18 protein-coding genes and 2 tRNA genes are annotated in these 25,305 nt (G+C 63.5%); 9 read left to right on the top strand and 11 right to left on the bottom strand.

The window, feature by feature from the left end; genetic code table 11:
• Positions 1 to 5: 5 nt before the first annotated feature.
• Complete coding sequence (locus tag C5E10_RS00390; protein ID WP_104329943.1) at positions 6 to 881, bottom strand: MetQ/NlpA family ABC transporter substrate-binding protein; 876 nt, start codon at positions 879 to 881, stop codon at positions 6 to 8.
• 198 nt (positions 882 to 1,079) lie between these two features.
• Positions 1,080 to 1,973: a LuxR C-terminal-related transcriptional regulator gene (locus C5E10_RS00385; protein WP_181062566.1), complete on the bottom strand. Its 894-nt coding sequence runs from the start codon at positions 1,971 to 1,973 to the stop codon at positions 1,080 to 1,082.
• 181 nt (positions 1,974 to 2,154) lie between these two features.
• Between C5E10_RS00385 and C5E10_RS00380 the strand changes: the two genes are divergently transcribed.
• The 3 genes from C5E10_RS00380 to C5E10_RS00370 all read left to right on the top strand — a co-directional run bounded on the left by C5E10_RS00380 (position 2,155) and on the right by C5E10_RS00370 (position 5,157).
• Positions 2,155 to 2,499, top strand: coding sequence for a DUF485 domain-containing protein (locus tag C5E10_RS00380; protein ID WP_104329941.1), 345 nt, complete (start codon positions 2,155 to 2,157; stop codon positions 2,497 to 2,499).
• A complete protein-coding gene (locus C5E10_RS00375; RefSeq protein WP_104329940.1) occupies positions 2,496 to 4,127 on the top strand; it encodes a cation acetate symporter in 1,632 nt (543 codons plus the stop codon). The genes C5E10_RS00380 and C5E10_RS00375 overlap by 4 nt, the downstream gene beginning before the upstream one ends.
• A gap of 184 nt (positions 4,128 to 4,311) precedes the next feature.
• Complete coding sequence (locus C5E10_RS00370) at positions 4,312 to 5,157, top strand: NAD(P)-dependent oxidoreductase (RefSeq protein ID WP_258070937.1); 846 nt, start codon at positions 4,312 to 4,314, stop codon at positions 5,155 to 5,157.
• 54 nt (positions 5,158 to 5,211) lie between these two features.
• On the opposite strand, the gene C5E10_RS00365 is transcribed toward C5E10_RS00370, so the two are convergent.
• The 9 genes from C5E10_RS00365 to dnaA form a co-directional block, all read right to left on the bottom strand.
• Positions 5,212 to 5,284, bottom strand: a tRNA-Ala gene (locus tag C5E10_RS00365).
• 39 nt (positions 5,285 to 5,323) lie between these two features.
• Positions 5,324 to 5,397 (bottom strand) — tRNA-Ile (locus C5E10_RS00360).
• Positions 5,398 to 5,451: 54 nt separating this feature from the next.
• The gene (locus tag C5E10_RS00355) at positions 5,452 to 5,859 is read right to left on the bottom strand and encodes a DUF3566 domain-containing protein (protein ID WP_104244042.1); all 408 of its coding nucleotides are present in this window, start codon (positions 5,857 to 5,859) and stop codon (positions 5,452 to 5,454) included.
• Between the two features lie 11 nt (positions 5,860 to 5,870).
• A complete protein-coding gene (gyrA, locus tag C5E10_RS00350) occupies positions 5,871 to 8,525 on the bottom strand; it encodes a DNA gyrase subunit A (RefSeq protein ID WP_104329939.1) in 2,655 nt (884 codons plus the stop codon).
• Between the two features lie 17 nt (positions 8,526 to 8,542).
• Positions 8,543 to 10,765 carry a DNA topoisomerase (ATP-hydrolyzing) subunit B gene (gyrB, locus tag C5E10_RS00345; RefSeq protein ID WP_104329938.1) on the bottom strand — a complete coding sequence of 741 codons (2,223 nt, stop codon included), beginning with the start codon at positions 10,763 to 10,765 and terminating at the stop codon, positions 8,543 to 8,545.
• A gap of 165 nt (positions 10,766 to 10,930) precedes the next feature.
• Positions 10,931 to 11,419: a DUF721 domain-containing protein gene (locus C5E10_RS00340; protein WP_104244036.1), complete on the bottom strand. Its 489-nt coding sequence runs from the start codon at positions 11,417 to 11,419 to the stop codon at positions 10,931 to 10,933.
• Positions 11,412 to 12,593 (bottom strand): DNA replication/repair protein RecF, encoded by a 1,182-nt coding sequence (recF, locus tag C5E10_RS00335; RefSeq protein ID WP_104329937.1) that lies wholly within the window; start codon positions 12,591 to 12,593, stop codon positions 11,412 to 11,414. Before recF ends, C5E10_RS00340 begins: the two co-directional genes overlap by 8 nt.
• 3 nt (positions 12,594 to 12,596) lie before the next feature.
• Positions 12,597 to 13,736, bottom strand: a complete 1,140-nt coding sequence (gene dnaN / locus C5E10_RS00330) for a DNA polymerase III subunit beta (protein ID WP_104244032.1) — start codon at positions 13,734 to 13,736, stop codon at positions 12,597 to 12,599.
• Positions 13,737 to 14,215: 479 nt separating this feature from the next.
• A complete protein-coding gene (gene dnaA / locus C5E10_RS00325; protein WP_258070936.1) occupies positions 14,216 to 15,682 on the bottom strand; it encodes a chromosomal replication initiator protein DnaA in 1,467 nt (488 codons plus the stop codon).
• 422 nt (positions 15,683 to 16,104) lie between these two features.
• Between dnaA and rpmH the strand changes: the two genes are divergently transcribed.
• From rpmH to rsmG, 6 genes are all read left to right on the top strand, one after another.
• On the top strand, positions 16,105 to 16,242 hold the full coding sequence (gene rpmH / locus C5E10_RS00320; protein ID WP_068484134.1) for a 50S ribosomal protein L34: 138 nt from the start codon (positions 16,105 to 16,107) through the stop codon (positions 16,240 to 16,242).
• The gene (gene rnpA / locus C5E10_RS00315) at positions 16,181 to 16,639 is read left to right on the top strand and encodes a ribonuclease P protein component (protein WP_258070935.1); all 459 of its coding nucleotides are present in this window, start codon (positions 16,181 to 16,183) and stop codon (positions 16,637 to 16,639) included. Before rpmH ends, rnpA begins: the two co-directional genes overlap by 62 nt.
• Positions 16,639 to 16,938 (top strand): membrane protein insertion efficiency factor YidD, encoded by a 300-nt coding sequence (yidD, locus tag C5E10_RS00310; RefSeq protein ID WP_104329934.1) that lies wholly within the window; start codon positions 16,639 to 16,641, stop codon positions 16,936 to 16,938. The genes rnpA and yidD overlap by 1 nt, the downstream gene beginning before the upstream one ends.
• 31 nt (positions 16,939 to 16,969) lie before the next feature.
• A complete protein-coding gene (yidC, locus tag C5E10_RS00305; RefSeq protein ID WP_104329933.1) occupies positions 16,970 to 17,980 on the top strand; it encodes a membrane protein insertase YidC in 1,011 nt (336 codons plus the stop codon).
• A gap of 40 nt (positions 17,981 to 18,020) precedes the next feature.
• On the top strand, positions 18,021 to 18,530 hold the full coding sequence (locus C5E10_RS00300; protein ID WP_104329932.1) for a R3H domain-containing nucleic acid-binding protein: 510 nt from the start codon (positions 18,021 to 18,023) through the stop codon (positions 18,528 to 18,530).
• Between the two features lie 281 nt (positions 18,531 to 18,811).
• Positions 18,812 to 19,450, top strand: a complete 639-nt coding sequence (rsmG, locus tag C5E10_RS00295; RefSeq protein ID WP_104329931.1) for a 16S rRNA (guanine(527)-N(7))-methyltransferase RsmG — start codon at positions 18,812 to 18,814, stop codon at positions 19,448 to 19,450.
• The last annotated feature ends 5,855 nt before the right edge of the window (positions 19,451 to 25,305 follow it).

The following is a 25,305-nucleotide window of genomic DNA, read 5'->3' as shown; positions in this document are numbered from 1 at the left end:
GGGTTCTAGCCCTGTGCTTCGATCTCGGCGACGAGCTCGTCGAGCGTCGTCTGCAGCTCGTCGACGGGGGTCTTGGTGAGCACGGCGGTGTCGCCGAACGTCTCCTTGACCGAAGCCGCGACTGCCTCGGAGTTCTGGTAGATCTCGACCAGCTTCAGGTAGTTCGCGTTGTCGGCGTTCTCGGCCGACGTGACGAAGATGTTGATGTACGGGAACGCGGAGGCGTTCTGGGGGTCATCGCGAGTGAGCGCGTCTTCCGTCGTGAGGCCTGCGTTCTCGACGAAGTCGTTGTTGATGATCGCACCGGCGAGGTCAGGCAGCGAGGTCGCCGTGAGCGAGGCCTCGAGCTCGGTCACCGTGACGCGCGACTCGGGGAGCACGTCGTCGAGGGTCGAGAACGGCGAGCCGCCGTCCTTGAGCGAGATGAGACCGGCTTCCTGGAGCACGAGGAGGCCACGTGCGCGGTTCGACGCGTCGTTCGGCACTGCAACCTCGGCGCCGTCCGGGATCGCCTCGACGGAGTCGTACTGCGAGGAGTAGAAGCCGAGGGGGTAGATCGCGGTCGAGCCGATCGGCACGAGGTCGTCGCCGCTTGCTGCGTTGTGCTGCGCGAGGTAGATGATGTGCTGGAACGCGTTGACGTCGAGCTCACCCTCGGTCGTCGCCGGGTTCGGCTGGTTGTAGTCCGAGAAGTCGACGAGCTCGACCGTGAGGTCCTGAGCTGCGGCCTCCTCGACGAGCACCTCCCAGTACGGGTCGGATGCGCCGACGACGCCGAGCTTGATGGTGTTCTCATCGGATGCGCCGGCGGAGCACGCGGAGAGGCCTCCAACGAGGGCGATCGCGCCGATTGCTGCGGCGATCTTGGTGAGACGTGACATGGAGGAGGGTCCTTTCAATGCGGCGCGCAAGCGCCGGCCATCCTCTAAGGGTCTAGAGGGCCTCGCAAGAAGAGCCACGAGGCGTCGCAAGAATAAGAGAACAGAGGGTCTCCGCGCCGATACATCCTGACACGTTGCGTAACAGTCCACTGACGGGGTCATGAACGCAAGAATGTTGCGGTCAGACCCGCATTCAGCTCAGGGGAGGAGCCCCAGCTGCCTCGCCTTGGCAAGAGCTTGGTAGCGAGAGCTCGCATCCAGCTTCGTCATTGCCGTACCGAGGTAGCTCTTGACGGTGCTTTCGGTCAGGATCAGCTTTCCGGCGATGTCCCGATTGGAGAGTCCGAGGGCGATCTGCCCGAGCACATCGAGCTCCCGCGGCGAGAGCCTGATTGGTTCCTCGGCCGACTCGACGGCTCTCGAGCGCTCCCGATCGCGGGGGTCACCGTGATCTCCGGCGAATCTGACGAGTCGCTCCTCGACGCCTCGAAGGCGCGCACGGACGCGCGCATCGCCGAGCATCGCCGCGACCTCGCGCAAGTCGGAGAAGGTGCCTCGCAGCTCCTCGAGCTGGGATGCGGTGAGCCCGCCGGAACCCAGCTCGGAGATGCTCGCGGACCCCACCCGCATTCGGCGCTTCAGCTCGTCCCGCAGACGCAGCTCATCCTCGACCTTCTTGCCGAGCGCGACGGCCTGACCGAGCGACATCGATTGAGAATCCGGAGCAGCGCGGAATCCTCCGTAGAGCACACCCCGAACATGCTTGTCGACGATGACCGGAACCGCCATGAGGCTCTGGACGTGCTCAGACAGGACCTGCACGTCGTAGTCGTGGGTGATGCGGCTGCTTCCTCGGTAGTTCGTCGTGACCCTGGCTCGACGCTCCAGCATCGCCCGACCGCCGAGACCACGGCCGAGCTGCACTCGCAGCCCGACCAAGCCGCGACCCTGATTCCCGCAGATCGTGTGGACATTCGTCGTGTCGCGATGGGTGGGTCCGCCGAAGGAGAGTGGACACCCCGTGGACTCGCGCAGGCGGGCGACGGCCTCGGCGAAGACATCCGCTTCAGTGGCTGCCTCTGGGAACATCATGTGGTCACTACCAACTTCCGGGGGTAGTTCGATACTTCGTCGTATGCGTAGCGTGGATGCTATCACGCAGGCAATGAGGCTTTCGTGTTCGCAACGATGCGAAGAAGCGCCGCCTTTTGCCGTCGAGAACTGCACGCACATATCTGACGAACGCAGCAATGCACTGAGGCAAGGAGGCCCCATGCAGAACGAAACGTCATCTCAACCGCCAGGCGGAATCGACTACGTCGCATTCGAGGAGGCGGCTGAATTCAAGGAGCTGAAGAAGCGCCAGCGCTCCTTCGTCTTCCCGCTCTCGATCTTCTTCCTGGTCTGGTACGGCGCGTACATCGTCGTTGCCGCCTACGCGCATGACTTCATGGCGACCCCGGTCTTCGGCAACATCAACGTTGGTCTGCTGCTCGGCATGGGCCAGTTCGTGACGACCTTCGCGATCACCATGTGGTACGTCTCCTACGCCAACCGGCGGCTCGATCCGCTCGCGAACGACCTTCGCGTCCAGCTCACCAAGGCGGACCAGGCATGAGCGGGCAGCTGTTGGCACCCCAGGCCAGCGCTGTCGCGAACAATGATCCCGTCCTGAATATCGCGATCTTCGCGGCATTCGTCGCGGTCACTCTCTTCATCGTCATTCGCGCAAGCCGCAACAGCAAGACCGCAGCCGACTACTACGCCGGCGGTCGATCATTCTCCGGAACCCAGAATGGGTTCGCGATCTCAGGTGATTACCTGTCAGCAGCGTCGTTCCTCGGCATTGTCGGAGCTATCGCGATCAACGGCTACGACGGATTCCTCTATTCGATCGGCTTCCTCGTCGCCTGGCTCGTCGCTCTGCTGCTCGTCGCCGAGCTCATGCGCAACACCGGCAAGTTCACGATGGCGGACGTGCTCTCGTTCCGCCTCAAGCAGCGTCCGGTGCGCGTTGCCGCGGCCCTGACGACCCTCGCGGTGTGCTTCTTCTACCTGCTCGCGCAGATGGCGGGGGCCGGCGGCCTCGTCGCCCTCCTCCTCGGCATCACCGACGACATCGGGGTCGCGATCGTCGTCGCCGTCGTCGGCGTGCTCATGATCATCTACGTGCTCATCGGCGGTATGAAGGGCACCACCTGGGTGCAGATCATCAAGGCCTTCCTGCTCATCGGCGGCGCGGGTGCGATGACCATCTGGGTGCTCGTCATCAACGGCTTCGACCTCTCCGCGCTCCTCCAGGCGGCGGTCGACAAGGCGGCCCTTGACGGCGCGGAGGATCCGGCCGCGATCCTCGCGCCGGGCCTGCAGTACGGCAAGAACCCGATCGACTTCGTCTCGCTCGGACTCGCGCTGGTGCTCGGCACAGCTGGACTCCCGCACGTGCTGATGCGCTTCTACACGGTGCCGACCGCCAAGGAGGCCAGGAAGTCGGTGGTCTGGGCCATCTGGCTCATCGGCGGCTTCTACGTCTTCACGCTCATCCTCGGCTACGGCGCAGCGGCACTCGTGGGGGCCCCAGCCATCAAGGATGCGCCAGGAGGCGTCAACTCGGCTGCCCCGCTGCTCGCCCTCGAGCTGGGCGGGCCGATCCTCATGGGCTTCATCTCGGCGGTCGCATTCGCGACGATCCTCGCGGTCGTCGCGGGCCTCGCGATCACGGCTGCCGCATCCTTCGCCCACGACATCTACAACAGCGTCGTGAAGCGCGGAACGGCGACCCCCGAGCAGGAGGTGAAGGTCGGCAAGTACACGGTGGTCGTCCTCGGCGTCGTCGCCATCGTCGGTGGCATCGGCGTGCAGGGGCAGAACATCGCGTTCCTGGTCGCGCTCGCCTTCGCCGTCGCGGCCAGCGCGAACCTGCCGACGATCCTGTACTCGCTCTACTGGCGCAAGTTCACGACCCGTGGGGCGCTGTGGAGCATGTATGGCGGACTCGCGACGGCGATCATCCTGATCGTCTTCTCGAAGGTCGTCTCCGGCGCCGAGACGGCGATGCTCGGCGAGGAGATCGACTTCGCCTGGTTCCCACTCAACAACCCCGGCATCGTCTCGATCCCGGTCGGGTTCTTCCTCGGCTGGCTCGGCTCCGTGCTGCCGCAGAAGAAGGAAGACCCTCGGGTCGCCGCAGAGATGGATGTGCGCTCGCTCACGGGCTACGGCGCGGAGGAGGCTGTCGAGCACTAGGAGGCTCGGCTGCGCCGAGCTCGCCGACACGTCGAGTTCGCGTTCGCCTTCGCGAAATGGTCGCTCCGACTCGCTCAGGGCGGCCATTTCCGGGTCTGCGTTGTCTCCGTGCCACAACGCACATGAGGTTCGGCGGACGCGTGGGTAGCGTGGGTGCGTCCACGATGCACATGGAGGTGCGGCTTTGACGCAGTCAACGGAGACAGGTTCCCTCGCGGGGAAGACCATCATCATGTCGGGCGGGAGCCGCGGCATCGGACTCGCGATCGCGAAGCGCGCCGCGCGTGACGGTGCGAATGTCGTGATCCTCGCAAAGACCGGGGACCCTCATCCGAAGCTGCCGGGGACGGTGTACACGGCCGCTGAGGAGATACGCGAGGCCGGCGGACGCGCGCTGCCGGTCGTCGGCGACGTGCGCGACGACTCCGACCTGCAGCGGGCGGTCGACAGCGCCGTCGCCGAGTTCGGCGGCATCGACATCGTCGTCAACAATGCGAGCGCCATCGACCTGCGCTCGACGCTCGACATCGACGAGAAGCGCTACGACCTCATGCACCAGATCAACCAGCGCGGCACGTTCATGCTCTCGCGGGCCGCACTGCCGCACCTCCTCGAGTCAGCGGATGCGCGCATCCTGTCGCTCTCGCCGCCCCTCAACCTCGCACCCCAGTGGCTCGGCGCCTACCCGGCGTACATGACCGCGAAGTACGGGATGACACTCGCCACGCTCGGCATCGCGGCCGAGTTCGCCGAACGGGGTGTGGATGCGAACACCCTGTGGCCCCGCACCACCATTCAGACTGCAGCGGTGGCCAACATCATCGGCGGCGAAGAGCTCATGCGCCGCAGCCGCACCCCTGAGCTGTACGCCGACGCCGCCCACGCGGTGCTGACAGCCCCGCGGGGCCGATACCGGGGACAGACGCTGCTCTGCGAGGACGTGCTCGCAGAAGCCGGCGTGAGCGACCTCAGCGTGTACTCGCCGGGAGTCGACGCCTCCGAGCTCTACCCCGACGCCTTCGTCGACTAGAGAGAAAAGCAAGAACCCCGGTCAGATTTCTCTGACCGGGGTTCTCTGTCACCGTGGAGCCTAGGAGATTCGAACTCCTGACATCCTGCTTGCAAAGCAGGCACTCTACCAACTGAGTTAAGGCCCCGTTCGGGTGGAAACGATACCAACCTTCAGTATCGAACCGTGGGGCTACCAGGACTTGAACCTGGGACCTCTTCGTTATCAGCGAAGCGCTCTAACCGCCTGAGCTATAGCCCCCGAAGCGACTGCCCCAACATACACGAAAAGTGCACGTCAAGGGAAATCGAGCCGCTAGCTGTTCGTGAAACCGAACACGAGGCCCCCCGTGACCTTCACAGCGAGGTTGTAGAGGAACGCCGCAACTGCGCCGAGGGCGGTACCCGCGACGAGGTTGAGGAGTGCGACTACAAGGGAGAAGAGCATCAGCTGAGGCAGGGTGACGAAGTCGTCGACCCCCACGCCGGCCGAGCCGGAGACGTCGTTGAGCAGGTCGTTGACGCTTCCAAGCACACCCGTGTTCTCGATGACGGTCCACATCAGGAACGTCGCGACGATCGTGATGATGCCGAAGCAGATCGACAGGAGGAAGGAGAACTTCACGACAGACCAGAAGTCGATGTGCACCAAACGGAGGCGCACCTGCTTGCTCGCAGTCTTCTTGCTGGACTTCTGGGCCAGCTTGTCAGCAACGCTCGTCATAGATCAGTACCTCAGTCTTCGGTCTCGTCCTGCTCGAACGACGTGACAGAGTCTGCCACAGTCTCACTCTGGGCACTCTCGGCTGCGGCAGTCTCACCGTCAGCTGAGCCTGCTGACGCCCCCTCGACGGCGGAGTCGGCGGCGGTGACGGCCGTCTCGCCGTCCTCGCCGTCCTCGTCTTCCTTCTCGAGTTCGCGGTCGGCGTTCTGCGCGATCGCGATCACGTAGTCGCTGCTGTCGAGCCTCGCGAACGTCACGCCCATGGAGTCGCGTCCCGTCACCGAGACCTCGGCCACGTTGGAGCGAACGACCTTGCCGGAGCCGAGGATGACCAGCACCTCTTCGTTGTCCTGGACGAGCAGCGCACCGGCGAGGCCGCCGCGCTCCTCGTTCAGCTTCGCGACCTTGATGCCGAGGCCGCCGCGCTTCTGGATGCGGTACTGCGACACCGAGGTGCGCTTCGCGTATCCGCCTTCCGTGACGATGAACACGTAGGCATCGTCGCTCGAGGTGACCGCGGCCGTGAGCAGGTAGTCGCCATCGCGGAACGACATTCCCTTGACGCCGGACGTCGAGCGCCCCATGGGCCGGAGCGCCTCATCGTTCGCCTCGAAGCGAAGCGACATTCCGAGGTGCGAGACGCAGAACACGTGGTCCGACTCGTCGGCGAGCATGGCGGAGACGAGCTCGTCGCCCTCGCGTAGGTTGACCGCGATGATGCCAGCCTGACGGTTGGTGTCGTACTCCGTGAGTGCCGTCTTCTTGACGAGCCCCTCGCGTGTGGCGAGCACCAGATACTGCGCCTGTCGGTAGTCGCTGATGTCGAGGATCTGCGCGACCTTCTCGTCGGGCTGCAGCGGCAGGAGGTTCGCGATGTGCTGCCCCTTCGCGTCCCGGCCCGCCTCCATGAGCTCGTACGCCTTCGCCCGGTACACACGACCCAGGTTGGTGAAGAAGAGCAGCCAGTGGTGCGTCGTCGTCACGAAGAACTGCTCGACGACGTCATCCGCGCGGAGCTGCGCTCCCTTGATGCCCTTGCCTCCGCGGTGCTGCGAGCGGTAGTTGTCGCTGCGCGTGCGCTTGATGTAGCCGCCGCGGGTCACCGTGACGACCATCTCCTCCTCGGGAATGAGGTCCTCGTCGGTCATGTCGCCGCCGGAGCCACGCAGGATCTCGGTGCGACGATCGTCGCCGAACTTGTCGACGACTTCCTGCAGCTCCTCGCCGATGATGGTGCGCTGGCGAACGGGGTCGGCGAGGATCGCCTTGTACTCGGCGATCATGGCCTCGAGGCGGGCCGCGTCTTCCATGATCTTCTGGCGCTCGAGCGCCGCGAGGCGGCGGAGCTGGAGGTTCAGGATGGCGCTTGCCTGCAGCTCGTCGACGTCCAGCAGCTCCATGAGGCCGGTGCGCGCCTCTTCGACGGTCGGCGACCGACGGATGAGTGCGATGACCTCGTCGAGCATGTCGAGAGCCTTGAGGTAACCGCGGAGGATGTGAACCTCGTCCTCGGCCTTCTTGAGGCGGAACTTCGTGCGGCGCACGATGACTTCCACCTGGTGCTGCACCCAAGCGGTGATGAAGCCGTCGATGGCGAGCGTGCGCGGAACGCCGTCGACGATCGCGAGCATGTTCGCGCCGAAGTTCTCCTGCAGCTGCGTGTGCTTGTAGAGGTTGTTCAGCACGACCTTGGCGACGGCGTCGCGCTTGAGCACGATGACGAGGCGCTGTCCCGTGCGGCCGGAGGACTCGTCGCGGATGTCGGCGATACCGGAAAGACGCTGATCCTTGACCAGCTCGGCGACCTTCAGCGCGAGGTTGTCCGGGTTGACCTGGTACGGCAGCTCGGTGATGACCAGGCACGTGCGTCCGTGGATCTCCTCGATCGCGACGACGGCGCGCATCGTGATGGAGCCGCGACCGGTTCGGTACGCCTCCTGGATGCCCTTGGTGCCGAGGATCTGCGCACCGGTCGGGAAGTCTGGGCCGTGGACGCGCTCCATGAGCGCATCCATGAGCTCCTCGCGAGAGGCGTCCGGGTGCTCGAGGTGCCAGAGCGCGCCTGCTGCGACCTCGCGGAGGTTGTGCGGCGGGATGTTCGTGGCCATTCCGACGGCGATGCCGACGGAGCCGTTGACAAGAAGGTTCGGGAAGCGAGCGGGCAGCACGGCAGGCTCACGCGTGCGGCCGTCGTAGTTGTCCTGGAAGTCGACGGTGTCCTCGTCGATGTCCCTGACCATCTCGAGCGCGAGCGGCGCCATCTTCGTCTCGGTGTAGCGGGGGGCGGCAGCGCCGTCGTTGCCGGCAGAGCCGAAGTTGCCCTGGCCGAGTGCAAGCGGGTAGCGAAGGGACCACGGCTGCACGAGGCGGACCAGAGCGTCATAGATCGCCGAGTCACCGTGCGGGTGGAACTGCCCCATGACGTCGCCGACGACGCGGGCGCACTTCGAGAACGCCTTGTCTGGGCGGTACCCGCCGTCGTACATCGCGTAGATGACGCGACGGTGCACGGGCTTGAGCCCATCCCGAACCTCGGGCAGGGCTCGACCGACGATGACGCTCATCGCGTAGTCGAGGTACGAGCGCTGCATCTCGAGCTGCAGGTCGACCTGTCCGATACGGTCGCCGCCGTCGGCGTTGGTGGTTGTGACGCGTTCTTCAGCCATAGAGGTGCCTGTGTGCCTTAGATATCGAGGAAGCGCACGTCGTGCGCGTTCTGCTGAATGAAGGTCCGGCGAGATTCGACGTCCTCGCCCATGAGCGTGCTGAACACGGCGTCAGCCGCCTCCGCGTCGGTCACCTTGACCTGCAGGAGCGTGCGCACTGCGGGGTCCATCGTCGTCTCCCAGAGTTCCTGGTAGCTCATCTCGCCGAGGCCCTTGTAGCGCTGGATGGCGTTGTCCTTGGGGATGCGTCGGCCAGCTGCCTTGCCGTCTGCGAGCATCGCGTCGCGCTCACGGTCGGAGTACGCGAAGTCGTGCGCGGCATTCGACCACTTGATGCGGTACAGCGGAGGCTGGGCGAGGAAGACGTACCCGAGCTCGACGAGCGGGCGCATGTAGCGGAAGAGCAGAGTGAGCAGCAGGGTCGTGATGTGCTGACCGTCGACGTCGGCGTCTGCCATGAGGATGATCTTGTGATACCTGACCTTGTCAGGGTCGAAGTCGTCGCCGAGGCCGGCCCCGAAGGCCGTGATCATGGACTGCACTTCGTTGTTCTGCAGCGCACGGTCGAGGCGGGCCTTCTCGACGTTCAGGATCTTGCCGCGGAGCGGGAGGATCGCCTGCGTCTCGGGGTCGCGGCCCTGGACAGCGGAGCCGCCTGCCGAGTCGCCCTCGACGATGAAGACCTCAGAGCGAGTCGGGTCCTTCGACTGGCAGTCCTTGAGCTTGCCGGGCATGCCGCCGGTCTCGAGGAGTCCCTTGCGCCTGGTCTGCTCTCGCGCACGACGGGCGGCGAGGCGGGCGGCGGATGCCTGACCGGCCTTGCGGATGATGTCCCTCGCCTGCGAGGGGTTGCGGTCGAACCAGTCCTGGAGGGCCTGTCCGACGATGCGCTGCACGTAGGACTTGGCCTCCGTGTTGCCGAGCTTGGTCTTCGTCTGACCCTCGAACTGCGGCTCGCCGAGCTTGATGGAGATGACTGCAGCGAGGCCCTCGCGGACGTCTTCGCCTGAGAAGTTCTCGTCCTTCTCCTTGACGAGGTTCTTCTCCCTCGCGTAGCGGTTCACGACCGTGGTCAGCGCTGCACGGAACCCCTCGAGGTGCGTGCCGCCCTCCTTGGTGTTGATCGTGTTCGCGAATGAGTGGATGGATTCCGAGTAGGAGTCGATCCACTGCATGGCGAGCTCGAGCGAGATCTTGCGCTCGGTGTCCTCGGCGTTGACCTCGATGATCTCCTCGTGGACCGGCTGCTTCTTGCGGCGGCTGACGAGGTGCTGCACGTAGTCGACGAGGCCGCGCTCGAACAGGTACGTCTGCGAGCGCTTCTGCGGGATCTCGATCGACTCGGTGACCCCCTTCGGCTCACCCGTCTCGGTGCGCTCCGCCTCGTCGATATCGGCAGCGGATTCGTCCTGCAGCTCCGTGATCTGAGCGGCGAGCCCGTCCCCCTGGAGGGTGGACTGGTCACGGTCGTCGGCCAGCGAGATGCGGAGGCCCTTGTTCAGGAACGCCATCTGCTGGAAGCGGGCACGCAGCACTTCGAAGTCGTACTCGACGGTCTCGAAGATCTCGGAGTTCGCGTAGAACGTGATGGTGGTCCCGGTGTCTTCCGTCGGCTCACCCTTGCGGATGTCGCCCGTCGGGACGCCGTTCTCGAAGTCCATCTCCCATTCGAAGCCGTCGCGCTTGACCTGAGCGATGAGTCGGTAGGAGAGCGCGTTGACCACAGAAGAGCCGACGCCGTGGAGACCACCGGAGACCGCGTAGCCACCGCCGCCGAACTTGCCGCCGGCGTGGAGCTTGGTCAGGACCACCTCGAGTGTGGAGATTCCCTCGATCGGGTGCAGCTCGACGGGGATGCCTCGGCCGTTGTCGCTCACGCGTACGGCGCCATCCTCCTGGAGCGCGACCTGGATGTCGTCGCAGTACCCCGCGAGCGATTCATCCACAGAGTTATCCACAATTTCGTACACCAGGTGGTGCAGGCCCTCGGGGCCCGTCGATCCGATGTACATGCCCGGGCGCTTGCGAACGGCCTCGAGACCCTCGAGCACCTGGATCTGCCCGGCGCCGTAGTCGTTCTCGACGCGATCGTTCTGCGAGCGGGCCTCTGCCACTTCAGCGGGCGCCTGGTTCAGCCCTTCCGACGCAGTCTGGCCTTCCGACGTTCCTGGACCGGCCGACTTCCCCGCATCATCTGGCGTCTCAGTCGTGTTCTCGGGGTCGGAAGTTTCTGATGCCATAACTCGGGCGTCTCCTTGCTGTGTGGCGACATGCAAGATCCGCGTTGCGAGCAAACTCACACGACGCGGATCCAGCGACTGTTCAGTCTACCAAGGAACCCGGCCCGAAGCCCGAAGAAGGCGCGTCAAGCGACGAAAACAATGGCCAGGACCGTAAATGCCTCGTCAGCCGTAGGTATCGCGTGGGCCACGCCCTGGAACCGATCTGGGACCGCGTTTCCACGAGGGGGCACCCGGGTTCAGAAAGCGGATGCGCTCGACCTTGGCCTCGGCGTACCTCTCGATGAGGTTCGTGAGCAGCAGCGTCTGCATGCCGCGGAGCTGCGTCGCCCAGGCTGTCGAGTCGCACTGGACAAGCAGCACGCCGTCCTCGATGTGCAGGGGAGTCGAGTGCGCGGCCGTCTCCTTGCCGACGATCTCGGGCCACGCATCCATCAGCTCCGCCTGCTTGATGGGGCCGTTCCAGCCGAACTGCCTGGTGAGCGCCGCGAGAGCGGAACCAGCAGCCACGGGGTCGCGTCCGAAGCCGAAGGGCTCGGACAGGTCGGTGCCCTGCTCATCCTTCGCCTTCGCAGCCAGCCGCCTGCGCAGCGAGGTCGTCTTCCCGCCGAAGACCTCCTTGAAGCGCGCGTAGACTTCCGCGCCCTCACTCATCGGCGTGGCCCGTCTGTATCGTTCCGGCGCTGATGCGGATGACCTGCGACCGCAGCCCGACTGGCACATCTTCGAGGACCGCCGCGGTGATCAGGACCTGCTCGAAGTCGCCGATCGCCTCTGCGAGACGAGATCGGCGCGAAGCATCGAGCTCGGCGAAGACGTCGTCGAGGATCAGGACGGGATCCCCGGCCCGCGACTCGCTCCGCACCAGCTCGGCAGCGGCGAGCTTGAGCGCAAGGGCGAACGACCAGGACTCCCCGTGGCTCGCCGTGACGCGGGCCGGCAGGCCGTTCAACCAGAAGACGGCGTCGTCGCGGTGCGGGCCAACGAGGCTCACTCCGCGCTCGAGCTCCCGCGGACGCATGGCAGTCAGTTGTGCCGTGAACCGCTCGCGGATCTCAGACGTCGTGACCTCGCCACCCTCCACCTCGGCCCCCTCGCCATCTGCGTCGCCCATCACGGAAGCTGCGTGCCCGAATGCAGAGACCCGCATCGAGAGCGTCGGACGGTGGTCGGCGCCGACAAGACGCTGATACGAACCGGCGAGGTGAGGCAGGAGCCGGTCGCAGAGCAGCAACCGCTCCGCGATGATCTGCGAGCCGAGCTCGAGCATTCGCTCATCCCACACATCTAGGGTCGCGATCATCGCGTCGGACGATCGTGGCCCGCGCATGGAGCGGAGCAGGGAGTTCCGCTGCCGAAGCACACGCTCGTAGTCGGCGATGACACCGCCCAGTCTGGGCGAGTGGGTCACGAGCAGGGAGTCGAGGAACCGGCGTCGCGCCCCGGGTTCGCCGCGAACGAGCGTCAGATCCTCCGGTGCGAACAGCACACTCGCAAAGTACCTGGCCAGGTCACGAGACCGGACGTTCTGTCCGCCGACCCGCGCCTTGTTCGCACCCGAGCTCGCGATCTGCACGTCGAGGTGCAGCGAGCGAGTCTCGTGGGCCAGCTCCATCTTGACGACGGCGAACTCCTGACCGAAGCGCACCAGCGCCTGGTCGCTCGAGACTCGGTGCGAACCGAGCGTGGCCAGGTATCCGACCGCCTCGACGAGGTTGGTCTTTCCCTGGCCGTTGGAGCCGACGAACAGGTGAGCGCCGGGTCCAAGCGAGAGGTCGGCCGACTCGTAGTTCCTGAAGTCGTGCAGCTGCAGACGGGTGACGTGCACCGGTTACCGCATGAGCAGATTCGGCTGCAGCAGGTAGCGGTAGTTCGTCGACTCGCCTTCATCGCGCGAGGTCTGGCTCGTCAGCAGCACTGGTCCGGGCTTGTTGGGGTTCTCGGAGTTCGTGAACGCGATGCGCACGAACGGCGAGTGGATGGCCCCGACGCCGTCGAGCAGGAACTGCGGCTTGAGCGAGACGACCATGTCGTTGCCCTGGAGCACCGCGTCGAGGTTCTCGCTCGCCTGCGCCTGCTCGCTGCCGAGCGCTTCCAGGTGGAGTCCCTCGGTCGTGAACGTGAAGCGCAGAGCCGCCTCGCGCTCGAGGACGAGCTGCACGCGACGAACCGCGTCGACGATGTCGCTCACCGTGAGCACCGCGTAGTGCGGGGTCTCGGCGGGGAACAGACGCTCGACGGCCGGGAAGTTGCCCTTGATGAGCAGCGAGGTGACGGTCTTGTTGCCGGCGGAGAAGGCGATGAGCTCGCGGATGTCGTCCTTGACGAGGGTGATGGTGATCTCACCGGAGCTGCCGAGCGACTTGCCGACCTCGGCGAGCGTCTTCGCCGGCACGAGGGCAGTCTCGGTCTCCGTGAGGGAGCTCTGCCACTCGATCGTGCGAACCGCGACCCGGTAGCGGTCGGTTGCGACGAGGCTCATGGAGTCTGCCTGCAGGGAGAGGTTGACGCCGGTGATGACGGGGGCGACATCTTCGCGGGAAGCGGCGACGGCGACCTGCGAGATGGCTTCCGAGAAGACGTCGCCGGCGATGGAACCGCTGGCTCCCTCGACGACGGGAAGGCTCGGGAACTCCTCGATCGGCATCGTCGGGAGGTGGAACGAAGCGCTTCCACAGCGAATGACGACACCGGAGTCATCACGGCTCAGCTCGACGGGGGCCTGCGGGAGCCGGTTCGCGATATCTGCGAGGAGGCGACCCTGCACGAGAACCGCACCGGGCTCCTGCACATCAGCGTCGATGCTCGTACGACTCGAGACCTCGTAGTCGAACGACGAGAGCGTGACGCCTGCCTCGCCGACCTCGACGACAACACCGCTGAGGATGGGGAGGGTCGGGCGCTGAGGCAGAAGCTTGACGACAAACGACACCGCATCGCTGAAGACGTCACGGTTGACCACAAACTTCACTAGGCGTTCCTCTCGTTGGAATGCCCCAATGGTAGCCGCCTCGATTCGGTGTGTTGTGACCGATCGCCCGTGCATCCTGTGCTGCACGCAGCAGCATGCTCGAGGCGTCGCGCACGCGAAAATACCAGTCCGTCGAGGTGCAGCCGACCACCGTCCATCGATGTCATCGACTCTCCCAATATCTATAGATTTCTTGTCATCATCGTATTAACAGCTGTGCACACTGTGGATAACTCCGAACTCACCAGCGGCCCCACGGGAACTACAAGAATGTAAGTTGTGGTGGAGCGGTGGACGCCCTGTGCACGCTGACGAGCACTGGGGTGCACAACTTCGCGGACTCCACAGCGTCGAGGGCGTTTTCCACAGTCCGTGCTCGCGTGTCGATTCCACAGTCCACAAGTTATCCACAGGCGAAAAGGGCAAGAAAAACTCCACATCCGAGCACGAGGCGTCGTGATGTGGAGCAGCTGGAGCACTCAGGAGCGGCCGTTGCCGTTCTGACGGATGCGCGCGGTGAGCTCGGTGACCTGGTTGTAGACATCTCGTCGCTCGGTCATGAGCTTCGTGATCTTGCGGTGGGCGTACATGACCGTCGTGTGGTCCCGCCCGCCGAACAGCTGCCCGATCTTCGGGAGCGAGAGGTTCGTCATCTCCCTGCAGATGTACATGGCGATCTGCCTGCTCGTCGCGATCGCCTGAGAGCGCGACGAGCCGTAGAGGTCGTCGACCGTCAGCTGGAAGTACGCGGCAGTGCGGTTGATGATGTCGACCGGGGACACGATGCCCGTGTCCTGGTCGGAGACCAGATCCTTCAGCACGGTCGAGACGAGCGCAAGATCGACCTTCTCGCCGTTGAGGTTCGCATACGCGGTGACTCTGATGAGCGTGCCCTCGAGCTCACGGATGCTGGAGGACACCCGTGCAGCGATGAACTCGAGCGCATCGTCGGGAATCAGGAGGTTGTCGACCTGCGACTTCTTCCTCAGGATGGCGATTCGCGTCTCGAGGTCAGGCGACTGCACGTCGGTGATGAGGCCCCACTCGAAGCGCGACCGCATCCGGTCCTCGAAGCCCGTCAGCTGCTTCGGTGGGAGGTCACTCGTGATCACGACCTGCTTGTTGTGCTCGTGCAGGGTGTTGAACGTGTGGAAGAAGGCTTCCTGCGTCGAGTCCTTGCCCTGGAGGAACTGGATGTCGTCAATCAGGAGAATGTCGTTGTCGCGGTAGCGCGCCTGGAACGACTGCGTCCTGTTGTTGGCGATCGAGTTGATGAAGTCGTTCGTGAACTCTTCGCTCGAGACGTACCTGACCTGGATGCCCGGGTAGATCGACTCGGCGTAGTTGCCGATGGCGTGGAGCATGTGGGTCTTGCCGAGTCCGGAGCCGCCGTAGACGAACAGGGGGTTGTACGAGCGAGCCGGTGCTTCCGCTACTGCGACCGCGGCAGCATGCGCGAATCGGTTCGACCCTCCGATGATGTAGTTGTCGAAGGTGTAGCGAGGGTTGAGGCGCGACTCCGGGTCTGGCTGTGTGCGCGCTCCCTGATCCGACGAGGAATGGAGGCCGACCGCCTCCGACTCGACCACGGTGACGGAGCTCGTCGCCGCGGGAGCGGAGCGTGGTGGTGCCACCTCGATGTAGTCGTGCGAGTCGAGGGGCTCGCTCGCCGATGCCCGGGGAGCGGCATCCGGGTTGACGAGCACCGCGAAGGTCTTGATCTCGGACTCGTCGAGCTCTGCGATCGCCGCGAGCATGGGCACTCGCGCGCGCGTCTCGATCATCGTGCGAGTCATGTCGTTCGGGACCTCGAGGAGCAGGGCGCCGCTCATGACGCCCTTCGCCTCGACGAGGCCGAGGAACCCCAGGAGGGAAGCGGGGACGCGGTCATCTTCACGCAGTGTGGAGAGCAGCGTCTGCCACGTCTCCGAAACGGGGTCGGTCACCGAAGCACTCCCCCCGTCCCTCTGTACTTCCCAGCTCCGCATCTCTGTGGGCCGGCGTTTCTTCTTGGCTGCGCACTCGCAGCATGGTCAACGCACCGGCCGTGTGGCACTGGTGCGCAAGTCATTGTGATCTACCCGGTGAGATATCCACAACTTCTGTGGACAAACGGGCGTCTGCCTGTGCATAACTCGCAGAGGTAGGGGTCCAGCCTACGCCGGATCAGGACGCGCGCCAATCGCTTTCGCTGGATCCGGCATGTCGACGCTGCGCGGCACGAGCTCGTCAGCATAATGCGGGGCTTCTGGCGGCAGTTGACTGCCAGGCGCAGGTCACGTAGGTTAAGGCAGTTGTGCCCTTCGGTAGGGCACTTGTGAAAATCCGTACGGCGTCCGCCGATCGGGTCGTATCTTCCGGAGTTCTCATGTCGAAGCGTACTTTCCAGCCAAACAACCGCCGTCGCGCGAAGACCCACGGCTTCCGCCTGCGTATGCGCACCCGTGCGGGTCGCGCCATCCTCTCGGCTCGTCGCCGCAAGGGACGCACCGAGCTCTCCGCGTAGCTTCTTGCTTCCCTACGCGAACCGCGTCACGAAGGGCGATGACTATCAAGCCATCGTTCGACGCGGCGTTCGCGTGGGTGCTCGGGGAATCACGGTCAGCGTGCGCGAGCGCGACACCAACGACACACCTACCCGCTTCGGCTTCATTGTCTCGAAGCGGGTAGGTGTGGCCGTTGTGCGCAATCGCATCCGTCGTCGCCTCAAAGCCGTCTCCAGGGAGCTTCTCCCTGAAGTGGGTTCGGGCTTCGACATCGTCTACCGCGTGCACCCCGAAGCGGCTGCGCTCGGATTCGAGGAGCTGCGGGAGCGTGCACGGTTCGGATCCTTACGAGGAGTGCGTCGTATCGCCGCCAACGGCGACGCGAGCGCACCGAGAACCGTGAGCTCGAGCACCTGATGGGCGGCTCACTCCGCGCGGTAGCGCTGTTTCCCCGAAACGTCGTCATCGCCGTGCTCAACGGCTACCGGCTGCTGATCTCTCCGCTCTACGGAGATGTCTGCCGGTATCACCCCAGCTGCTCCGCGTACTCTTTAAGGGCCGTGCAGGTTCATGGCGTCCTCCGGGGCGGCTTCCTCACCGGGCGACGACTCGTTCGTTGCCACCCCTGGGCTACCGGAGGCATTGACGACGTGCCTGAGCCTGAACACAGAACCACCACCACTACTGCCCACGGATTCGTAGTCCAGGGCAGCTAGCGGCATCTAAGAGAAAGACGTCACCACACTCATGGATATCCTCGGAACCATCCTGTGGCCGATCAAATGGGTCATCGAGCTCATCTTGGTCGGATTCCACTCGCTGTGGACGACGCTCGGTCTCGATGGCACAGACGGCTGGACCTGGATCCTCGCGATCCTCGGCCTGGTGCTCGTCGTCCGCTCCGCCATGATTCCCCTCATGGTGAAGCAGGTGAAGTCCCAGCGAGCCATGATGGATGTCGCTCCTGAGATCAAGAAGATCCAGGACAAATACAAGGGCAAGCGCGACCAGTTCTCGATGGAGGCGATGCGCCGCGAGACCATGGCGGTCTACCAGCGCACCGGCTCGAACCCCATGGCTGGGTGCTGGCCACTTCTCGTGCAGATGCCGATCTTCTTCGGCCTCTTCTCTGTGCTCAACGGCGCACAGCACAACACGGTGGGTGTCGGCCTCCTCAACCAGGAGCTCGCCACATCCTTCTCGCAGGCAGATATCTGGGGCGCACCGCTGAGTGCGACGTTCCTCAACAACGACGGCAACGTCGGAGTGCAGATCCTCGCCGGCGTCATGGTCGTCGTGATGACGGTCTCGCAGTTCATCACGCAGAAGCAGATCACCTCGAAGAACGTGTCGCAGGCGACCAAGGAGTCGCCGATGTACCGCCAGCAGCAGATGCTGCTGTACATCCTGCCGCTCACATTCCTTGTCTCCGGTGTCATGTTCCCGCTCGGTGTCATGACCTACTGGCTCATCTCGAACTTCTGGACGATGGGGCAGCAGTACATCATCATCCGCAACATGCCGACGCCCGGCTCTGAAGCCGCGAAGGCTCGTGAGGACCGGCTCAAGGCACGCGGCAAGTGGGTTGAGCCCGAGCGCAAGGACTCCAAGGGCAACGTCATCATCGAGGCACCCGTTCAGCAGCCGGTGCAGCGAACGCAGCCCGTGTCGAAGAACAGGGCAAAGAAGAAGGCCTCTGGCGGCAAGCCGAGCGGTGGCACAGCTTCGGGCAAGAGCAGCCCACCTGCCAAGAAATAGCTCACAAACTCTCGCTGCCACACTGTTTTAAGGAACCCGCATGACTGAAGCAACTCCTGAGACCATCCCCGCAGAGGCCAGCACACCCGACACCCGCGACGACGGTGACATTGCGGCGGACTACCTCGAGGAGCTGCTGGACATCAGCGACGTCGACGGTGACCTCGACATCGAGGTTCGCGAGTCACGCACGTACATCTCGGTGAACTCGGACGGCGAATCGAACCTCTCGAAGCTTGCGGATGGCGAGACGGTCGACGCCCTCCAGCACTTGACTCGTCTGGCCGTCCAGGCTGAGACGGGTGAGTTCTCGAGGCTCATTCTGGACATCGGCGGCTCGCGGGATGCGCGCCGCACCGAGCTGGTCGGTCTCGTCGATCGCGCCGTGACTCGCATCGAGGAAGGCGCCTCCTCCGCGGCACTTCCCCCCATGTCTTCTTACGAGCGCAAGATCGTGCACGACATCGTCTCGGAGCGCGGCTACGTGTCCGAGTCTGAGGGTGAGGCTCGCGAGCGTCACACCGTCATCCGCCCAGTCGCGTCTGCCTGATCCAGGACTTATCCACAGGAGTTTCCACAGGCGAGAGTTCGCTCCGTGGGGGGTTCTGCGCCTTCTTGGGTTAAATGCCTGGTCAGCGGCTATTTCCAGACGATTTGACTCTCAAGTCTCTCTGATCGCTGGTTTTCCACAAAGTTATCCACAGCTTTGTTGTCCGTGGGCGACAGTCGGGCAGGTGCGGTCTCCGTCTCGCGTGTCAGACTGGTTCGAGCTGATTGCGAGACGCACTCGCAGTCTGGCGTCAACATTCACGTTCGAGAGGGATCTCCCGTATGACTCAGCAGCCAACCGAAGTCGAGGTCGAGCCGGCGATCGCCGCTGAGCTCTTCGCTGATCGTATCGACCTCGCGCGGGCGTTCACGTCCGACCTGGCTCAGTACGGAGAGCAGCTCGGTCTGGTTGGGCCCCTCGAGTACCCGCGACTGTGGACGCGCCATATCGTGAACTCGGCGCTTATGGCGCCGCTGCTCCGTCCGGGCCTCGTCGGGGACATCGGCTCTGGTGCGGGCTTGCCGGGTATCGTGCTCGCCATCGCACGTCCTGATGTCAACTTCGTGCTGATCGAGCCGATGGAACGTCGTACCGACTGGCTGCAGCGCGAGGTGGATGCGCTTGACCTCGAGAACGTGCAGGTGCGTCGTGCTCGTGCCGAAGAGGTCCACGATGAGTTCACGTTCGACCAACTGACAGCCCGAGCTGTTTCGGCCCTGAGCAAGCTGATCCCGATCACGGTTCCGCTCGTCCGCTCAGGCGGGGAGCTGGTCTTTCTCAAGGGCCGCTCCGCAGAGGCGGAGATCGAGAAGGCCAGCAAGGTGATCCGCAAGTTCGGGCTCACCGACGTTCGTGTCGAGGAGCTCGGGGAAACGCTCGACACCGAGACGACGCGCGTCGTCCGCGCGACGGTCGACTGACTGCTTTGAGCTCACCCCAGGTTCGTCTCATCATCGACTTCCTTGCATTCATGTAATTCGATGCAGGAACCTTCGTTCGGCGATGTCAAATGGTGGTGCGGGGCCGAAGAAGATTCGTGTGAAACTCATCCTGATTGCCAATATGGCGCACAAAGTTGATCTCGCGGGCCAATCCCAGTCGGCTCTGGGAGAATCAGCGTGCCTTCTCTCTGGATCCGGCTCCTACTCGGCCGAATCGGCAGAGTTTCTTGCTCTTGTGTGACTCGAATGGCTGATGCAGGTCACATCACGCCAAGTACGATCACTTCGAGGAGTTTTCGGCGCTCTTGAGTTGAGGTGGGACTCTTAGAACGCTGCGTCGTCTCTCTGTTGTTTTGCGGGGTCTCTCGACCAGTTTGCACGGTCTGAGTCGTCAATAGCGGCCGTTTCACGTGAAACGCTGGTTGTCTTGCACCCCGGTTCCCGTTGTCATCCGGCAGGCCTCAGCTCCACGAAACCGTCGCTCTACGCTTCCAGGAGTCGGGGAACCGGGCCTGAGTACGGTGTCGACCGACGTGACTCCTGGCAATCCAACTGGGTGTTGCCAATGCCTTGGCCAAGTGCCCTGGACATCTGGTGAGCTCGGAGATCCGACCGGCAGTAGTGCGGATCGTTGTGGTGCGGTGGTTGTGTCTGCCCGTTGCCCGTTGCCCGTTGCCCGTTGGTCTCTGCCGGAGCCCTTTGGGCAGGTGGGGGGCGTAGAAGCTCCTGCATTCCCTGGTCCAAGCCCGAGATCGTCTTGGCCGAGCGCGGGAGGTCTGAGGGCACTGAGGTCGCCCTGAGGCGGTTCGCCACGACATCGCACAGCCCCCGTGTCATCGCTGTGCTCACACGTGCAGGGCTACGGGGAAAGCCCACTGGCAGTCTGCGCATGGCGGCAGACGAGAGACAGCTGCTGGCTGCCCAGTGCTGGCGGGCGACCACCTACTTGCGATTGGGGTTCCGGTCTCCGTTGGGGAGGGTACGGGAACGGCCCAGGAGAGCGGGGCTGCGGGCAGAAGGAGGACTTGCGACTCCATGTGCCTGTTGCGTCGGTGAAATCAGGCTGGGCGCGTCAACGTCACTGATGTCACTGTCTGGTTCAGCGCGCGAGGTGGACGAGCACTGGGGACTGGAAGCTGAACGCCTATCTGTTGTAGAGATAGCTGCCGCCACTGAGACAACTCCTCGTGCGCCGTCGGGCGGAGCTAGCTGCCTGCTGGGGTGGGGGCAGCTGCTCGCAAGCGTTTGGCTGCTCTCGCGGGGCGCTGACTCGTGCTGGGGGGCCCAGCCTGTTCAGGACTGCCGAATGAATGATCTATTGGACTGATCGCGAAGCCATGTGAGGTGCCCGATCCTGGATCCCGTCGAGACCATGGCCTGGGCATCACTGTGTTTGGGTGATCGAAGTCACCACTTAACCGGTTTCGGAGTCATGTTTTCGAGTTGTTCCACGTGGAACATTTAGGGCGAGAGGCTGTGAGTCGCATGATCCGTGACGTTCAGGCTCGTCGGGCAACTTCTTGCTCATTGATCAGGCTGCCGATCGTGCCATGGTCGACGCTCGTGTTCTTCTCAACACTGACTGCGCTGGTTTCACGTGAAACAACGGCGGACCGATCGTTACCCCGCGGGCCATACCCGCACCAGCGTGGTCATCCGATTGGGGTGTTGAACGACGGCTTGGGGGGTATCCAACTCGTGTGCTCGCGCCCAGAAGCCAGAAGCCAGAAGCCAGAGGGCAAGAGGCAAGAGGCAAGAGGCAGGAGGCAGGAGGGCAGTAGGACCACTGAATGTGAGAAGACTCCATCGTACGCAGCCTGTTGGAATGAGCCCCTGGGTGCGGAGCATGAAGGCACACAGGTGAGGGACTCGGAAGTCGTTGTCGGTCGGAGTCCTTCTACAACGAGCAGCGCCCCGGTCTACAACTCCGTGTCTCACAGCCCACTGTCAGTGAGGAAGGGATGGGCTGGGTAGCTAAAAGGGACGGACCACATGAAAGCTGCGGTCTAGAGGCCGAGTCGAGTGCGGCGAGAACAATGGCGGGACCAGGATGGCGTGTGTACGTGTGTCCCCGTAGCTTTATGGCGCCGTGACCCTGTGACCCTGTGACCCTGTGACCCTGTGACCCTGTGACCCTGTGACCCTGTGACCCAGCGACCCTGTGACCCAGCCGCGAGGAACTCACGGCACACCAATTCGAAATCTGCGACTCAGCTCGCGTGCAGGAAATGAGCCGCGCCATTTGGATTGAATTTCGCAGCAGGTTGGGGCGGGGTTAGTGGGCGGTGGAGCGGGCGGTAGGAGTCTGATCGTCCGTAGAGCCACGCTGCCGGTTTACTCTGCCTCGTCCTGTCGTCCGTACGATACGAATCGTGTGACTTATGGGGTTCGCAAAACCGTGCCCGTCTCGAGTGAGATGCGGCAGTAGGGAGTTCACTAAGAGCAGCGACTGTGGGATCGCAACTGCGGCGCGATGAGTGTCCTGTCCCGGATCCTGATCTAGCCGGAGGGGGCATTCTGTGGGGGCGGTGTGTTCCACGTGAAACGCACGCTCATCGTGCGTAGCGGTGCCTCTGAGAGCAGCCAACGTTGCCCTGTGGCTGATCAACTGAGTCATGTCTCCAGAGGCCGCCGCCGAAGACCAGATGTGCAGTGGCGTCATGCGGGTCTGTCGTGTGCCTTGCATCAAGGGGCTGGCTGGAGTCATCAGTTGAGTCCATTCCCGAAGAGGTGCCTATCGGCCTCTCTCTGCCGGCTACCGGCATGGTTCAAGGCCGCAGATGTCAGGACGCTGCCATGTTGTTGATCAGGAACTCTCGTCTGGCCAGGAGTTGCGTGGGACTCTTTGCTGTGGTTCCTCTGGGGTCAGGTCCGAGTTGGTAGGGCGTTTGATAGAACCGAGGATCAGACACGCGTGTGGGAGGTCACAAGCGTGTGGGAGATCGGAAGAAGCTTGTCTTGGGACAGTGGGGTGTGGGACCGAGAAGTCCTCGCCCCGGCCACCGACTCAGAGATGTAGGCCGCAAAGCCGTTTCACGTGGAACAGAAGCTGATGGTTGCAGCTCGGATCACTTCTCATAATGATCATCGCCCTGTGTAAACCCCTACCCGGATCTAGTCCGCCAGAGATTATCGAGCCCGTGGCCCCGCCGTGGGTAGTGCAGGTATCCGTCAACGATCGGTCTCATAAGAGGACTGCACCACGACCAATACGGGCAGGAGTTTCCTTCGCCGGTTCAGCCTCCGGTCCTCAAACACGGAGATCAGTCAGCAGGTAGTTCCGGCGGCTCCTGATTCACCGAACTTGTCATCCGCAAGAGTCGAATCTCGACGCCCATCATCATGGTTCTTCAACAGGAACACTGCATTCCAACTGTCATCTAGGCTTCTCGTCGGACCGCACCGAGGTTCAGAACTGGGCTCCGTTCCACGTGAAACGCCTCGTAGTCGCTCAGAAGACCCAAGAAGAGATCCAGGGCGGAGACGCGGACAGCCCAGAGAGACACGTTCCAAGTCCATGGTGTCTGGTCCTCTCGGCAGCGGTTGACCGGCAATCGTTGACTAGGCGTGCACCGAGATGAGGCCACTCTAATGAGCTCAAGACGCGCGCTTCGTTTCACGTGAAACGCGATTGATCGCCTACTCACCCCTCTGCGTTCTTATGTAGTCGCGGCGTCCCGTGGCAGCTTCGCCTCTGGATCATTGCACCTGCCTGCGGTGACTGCCTGCGGTGAGTGGTGTCGGTTTTAGAGAGGGTGGCGGGTGAGGTGTGCGGGTGAGCGCAGGGGCTAGGGCTAGGGCTAGGGCTGCGAACCACCGCAGTGCGGACCGACTGGAGAATGGCGGGGTGGAGCTTGGACCTCAGAACCGGACAGGTGCGAAGTAAGAAGCTCAGACGGACCGCACTCGACTCGGTTCTCGAACGCGTTATGGCTACCCGGGGGTGTGCTGCAGCAAAGGATCAGAATGACAAGACAGGCCTTCAAACGGCTGGTGGAGGCGGCCGTCCCGGTTGAATGACGACCCATGGTCGCGTTCAAGGTCGTGGAGTACAGGCGCGAGCCGACCGAGTCACGAGATCCACCCAGGCCCTGCAATCACTCGGTCAGGGCCGCGCTGGCGCCCTGGAATTTCGGCGTCGGATCTCTGGCTTCTATTGCTGCGGAATGGAGTCCAGCTCGCTCGTCCCTCCTGAGCTCGCAAGATCCGTTGCCTGGAGTCGGCTGCTCTGCGACTCCAACAACAAGAGCCGCGGATGTTGACGTCTGAGTCTTGGCAGGTGGCGGGTACCTGCAGTGGCGTTCTTTCGGGCGATGAGGGCTCGCAAAACTACTAAGAGCAGGCCCATACAGTTGAAAGGGAGATTCCCGCGGACAGTCGGTCCATCAACCGTCATGAGCGGGCGGTAGTAGGCCCAGCAGACCGTCGCGAAGTGCCTCGTCCCAGGCTATGGGCATGGCGGCAGACTGCTCGCGCAACGTACCTGGGCAGAGATAGTTTCTCTTCAGATGTTGCACGTGGAACATAGCTCGAACACTGCCCCGGGCGAGACGAAGCTACATGAGGTGTCAGCCTCGGTTCGGCAATCACAGCAGCAGGCAGCATAGCGTCCACAGGAAGGCGCTAGTTGGGTTGTGCCGGAGCCGTGCTGCTTGCCGGCGGACACTGGTCGGCTAGACACTTGGCGGCTCAGTGGCCCGCAGCGGCACCGAAGCGCGCGTGTCTCCTCCTCTCACGCATTGGCAGTTGTGACTGCTGACTGCCCGGCTTTAGGGCCCCTAGTGGCGAGTGAGAGGCCAGGGTGCCAATTGGTCTACCGCACCGATGTGTGCAGGTTGGTGCCCTCAGCTCTTGCAATGCGATGTCTTCGTCGGCCTGTCCCACCGTCGCGGGTTGAGTGGCATCGTCCCTTGCGGGCACGGGACGGGCACGGGCACGGAATGGACCATCGCAGCCTCCTAGGCAGTCGTAGCCCACGCTTCAACAAGGACGCACTCCAAAACAAGGACGTGAACCGAAACAAGGATGCGCACCAAAACAAGGGCGTGCACCTGAACAGTGACGGGCATCGAAAATGAAGGTTTGTGCAGGGTGTGTGGCTGCCCACCGGTTGGAGAGCGTGAGCGTTCGATGCCCTGGTAGGCCGATTCGTTCTTCCTGAGTTGCTCGCCCAAGGACCACGCACGGCATGTGTCCGCGACTGGCAAGGACTCGGAGTGTTCCACGTGAAACGGCTCAGGTGACGGTGACGACCCTGACCCTCCTTCGCGAAACTTAAGTAGGTCTGCGGGTCAACGCGACTAGGGTCACCTGCACCAGGTCAACGCTGCTAGGCAGCGACGGCCGGCGATTCTGCACCGCGAGAGACAGGCGCGTTGTGGCACCCAATGAGATCCAATACTTTCATCTCTTCATCTCTTCGTCGTCTCTACGCACTCCCTATGCGACACATCCGTCGAACTTCTGTCGCCGGCCTTCTCGACGCGGTCGAGTGCGGACTCCCTCGGGGAGCCCGGATAGCAGGCCAACTGTGGTCACAACTCCGGCCGTTCCACGTGAAACGCATCGGTTGAGGGGCGTGACTTCTGAGCACGAGCCTGGTGAGCCGCGACATTCTCCGAGTTCCCCCGTCACTGCAATGCAACGGGGGTTTCGCGATTCGAACCCTCTGTCGCATGCATCGGGGCTTCCGTCGGTCAGACATCGACCGTCGTCCGTCTGCCTTGGCTATGTGCTGCAGCGGTCAGTTCCTGCCTGATCTGAGAAAGCGAAATCCTACTGCCGCGCAAGATGACAACAAGCAACCGGTGGCCTATTGACTGTCGTCGGTCTCG

Origin of the sequence: Pseudoclavibacter sp. RFBG4 (assembly GCF_002931515.1) — a bacterium.
Taxonomy (GTDB): Bacteria; Actinomycetota; Actinomycetes; order Actinomycetales; family Microbacteriaceae; genus Pseudoclavibacter.
Note: the sequence above shows the minus strand (reverse complement) of the source record. Positions and strands in the feature narration are given on the sequence as shown.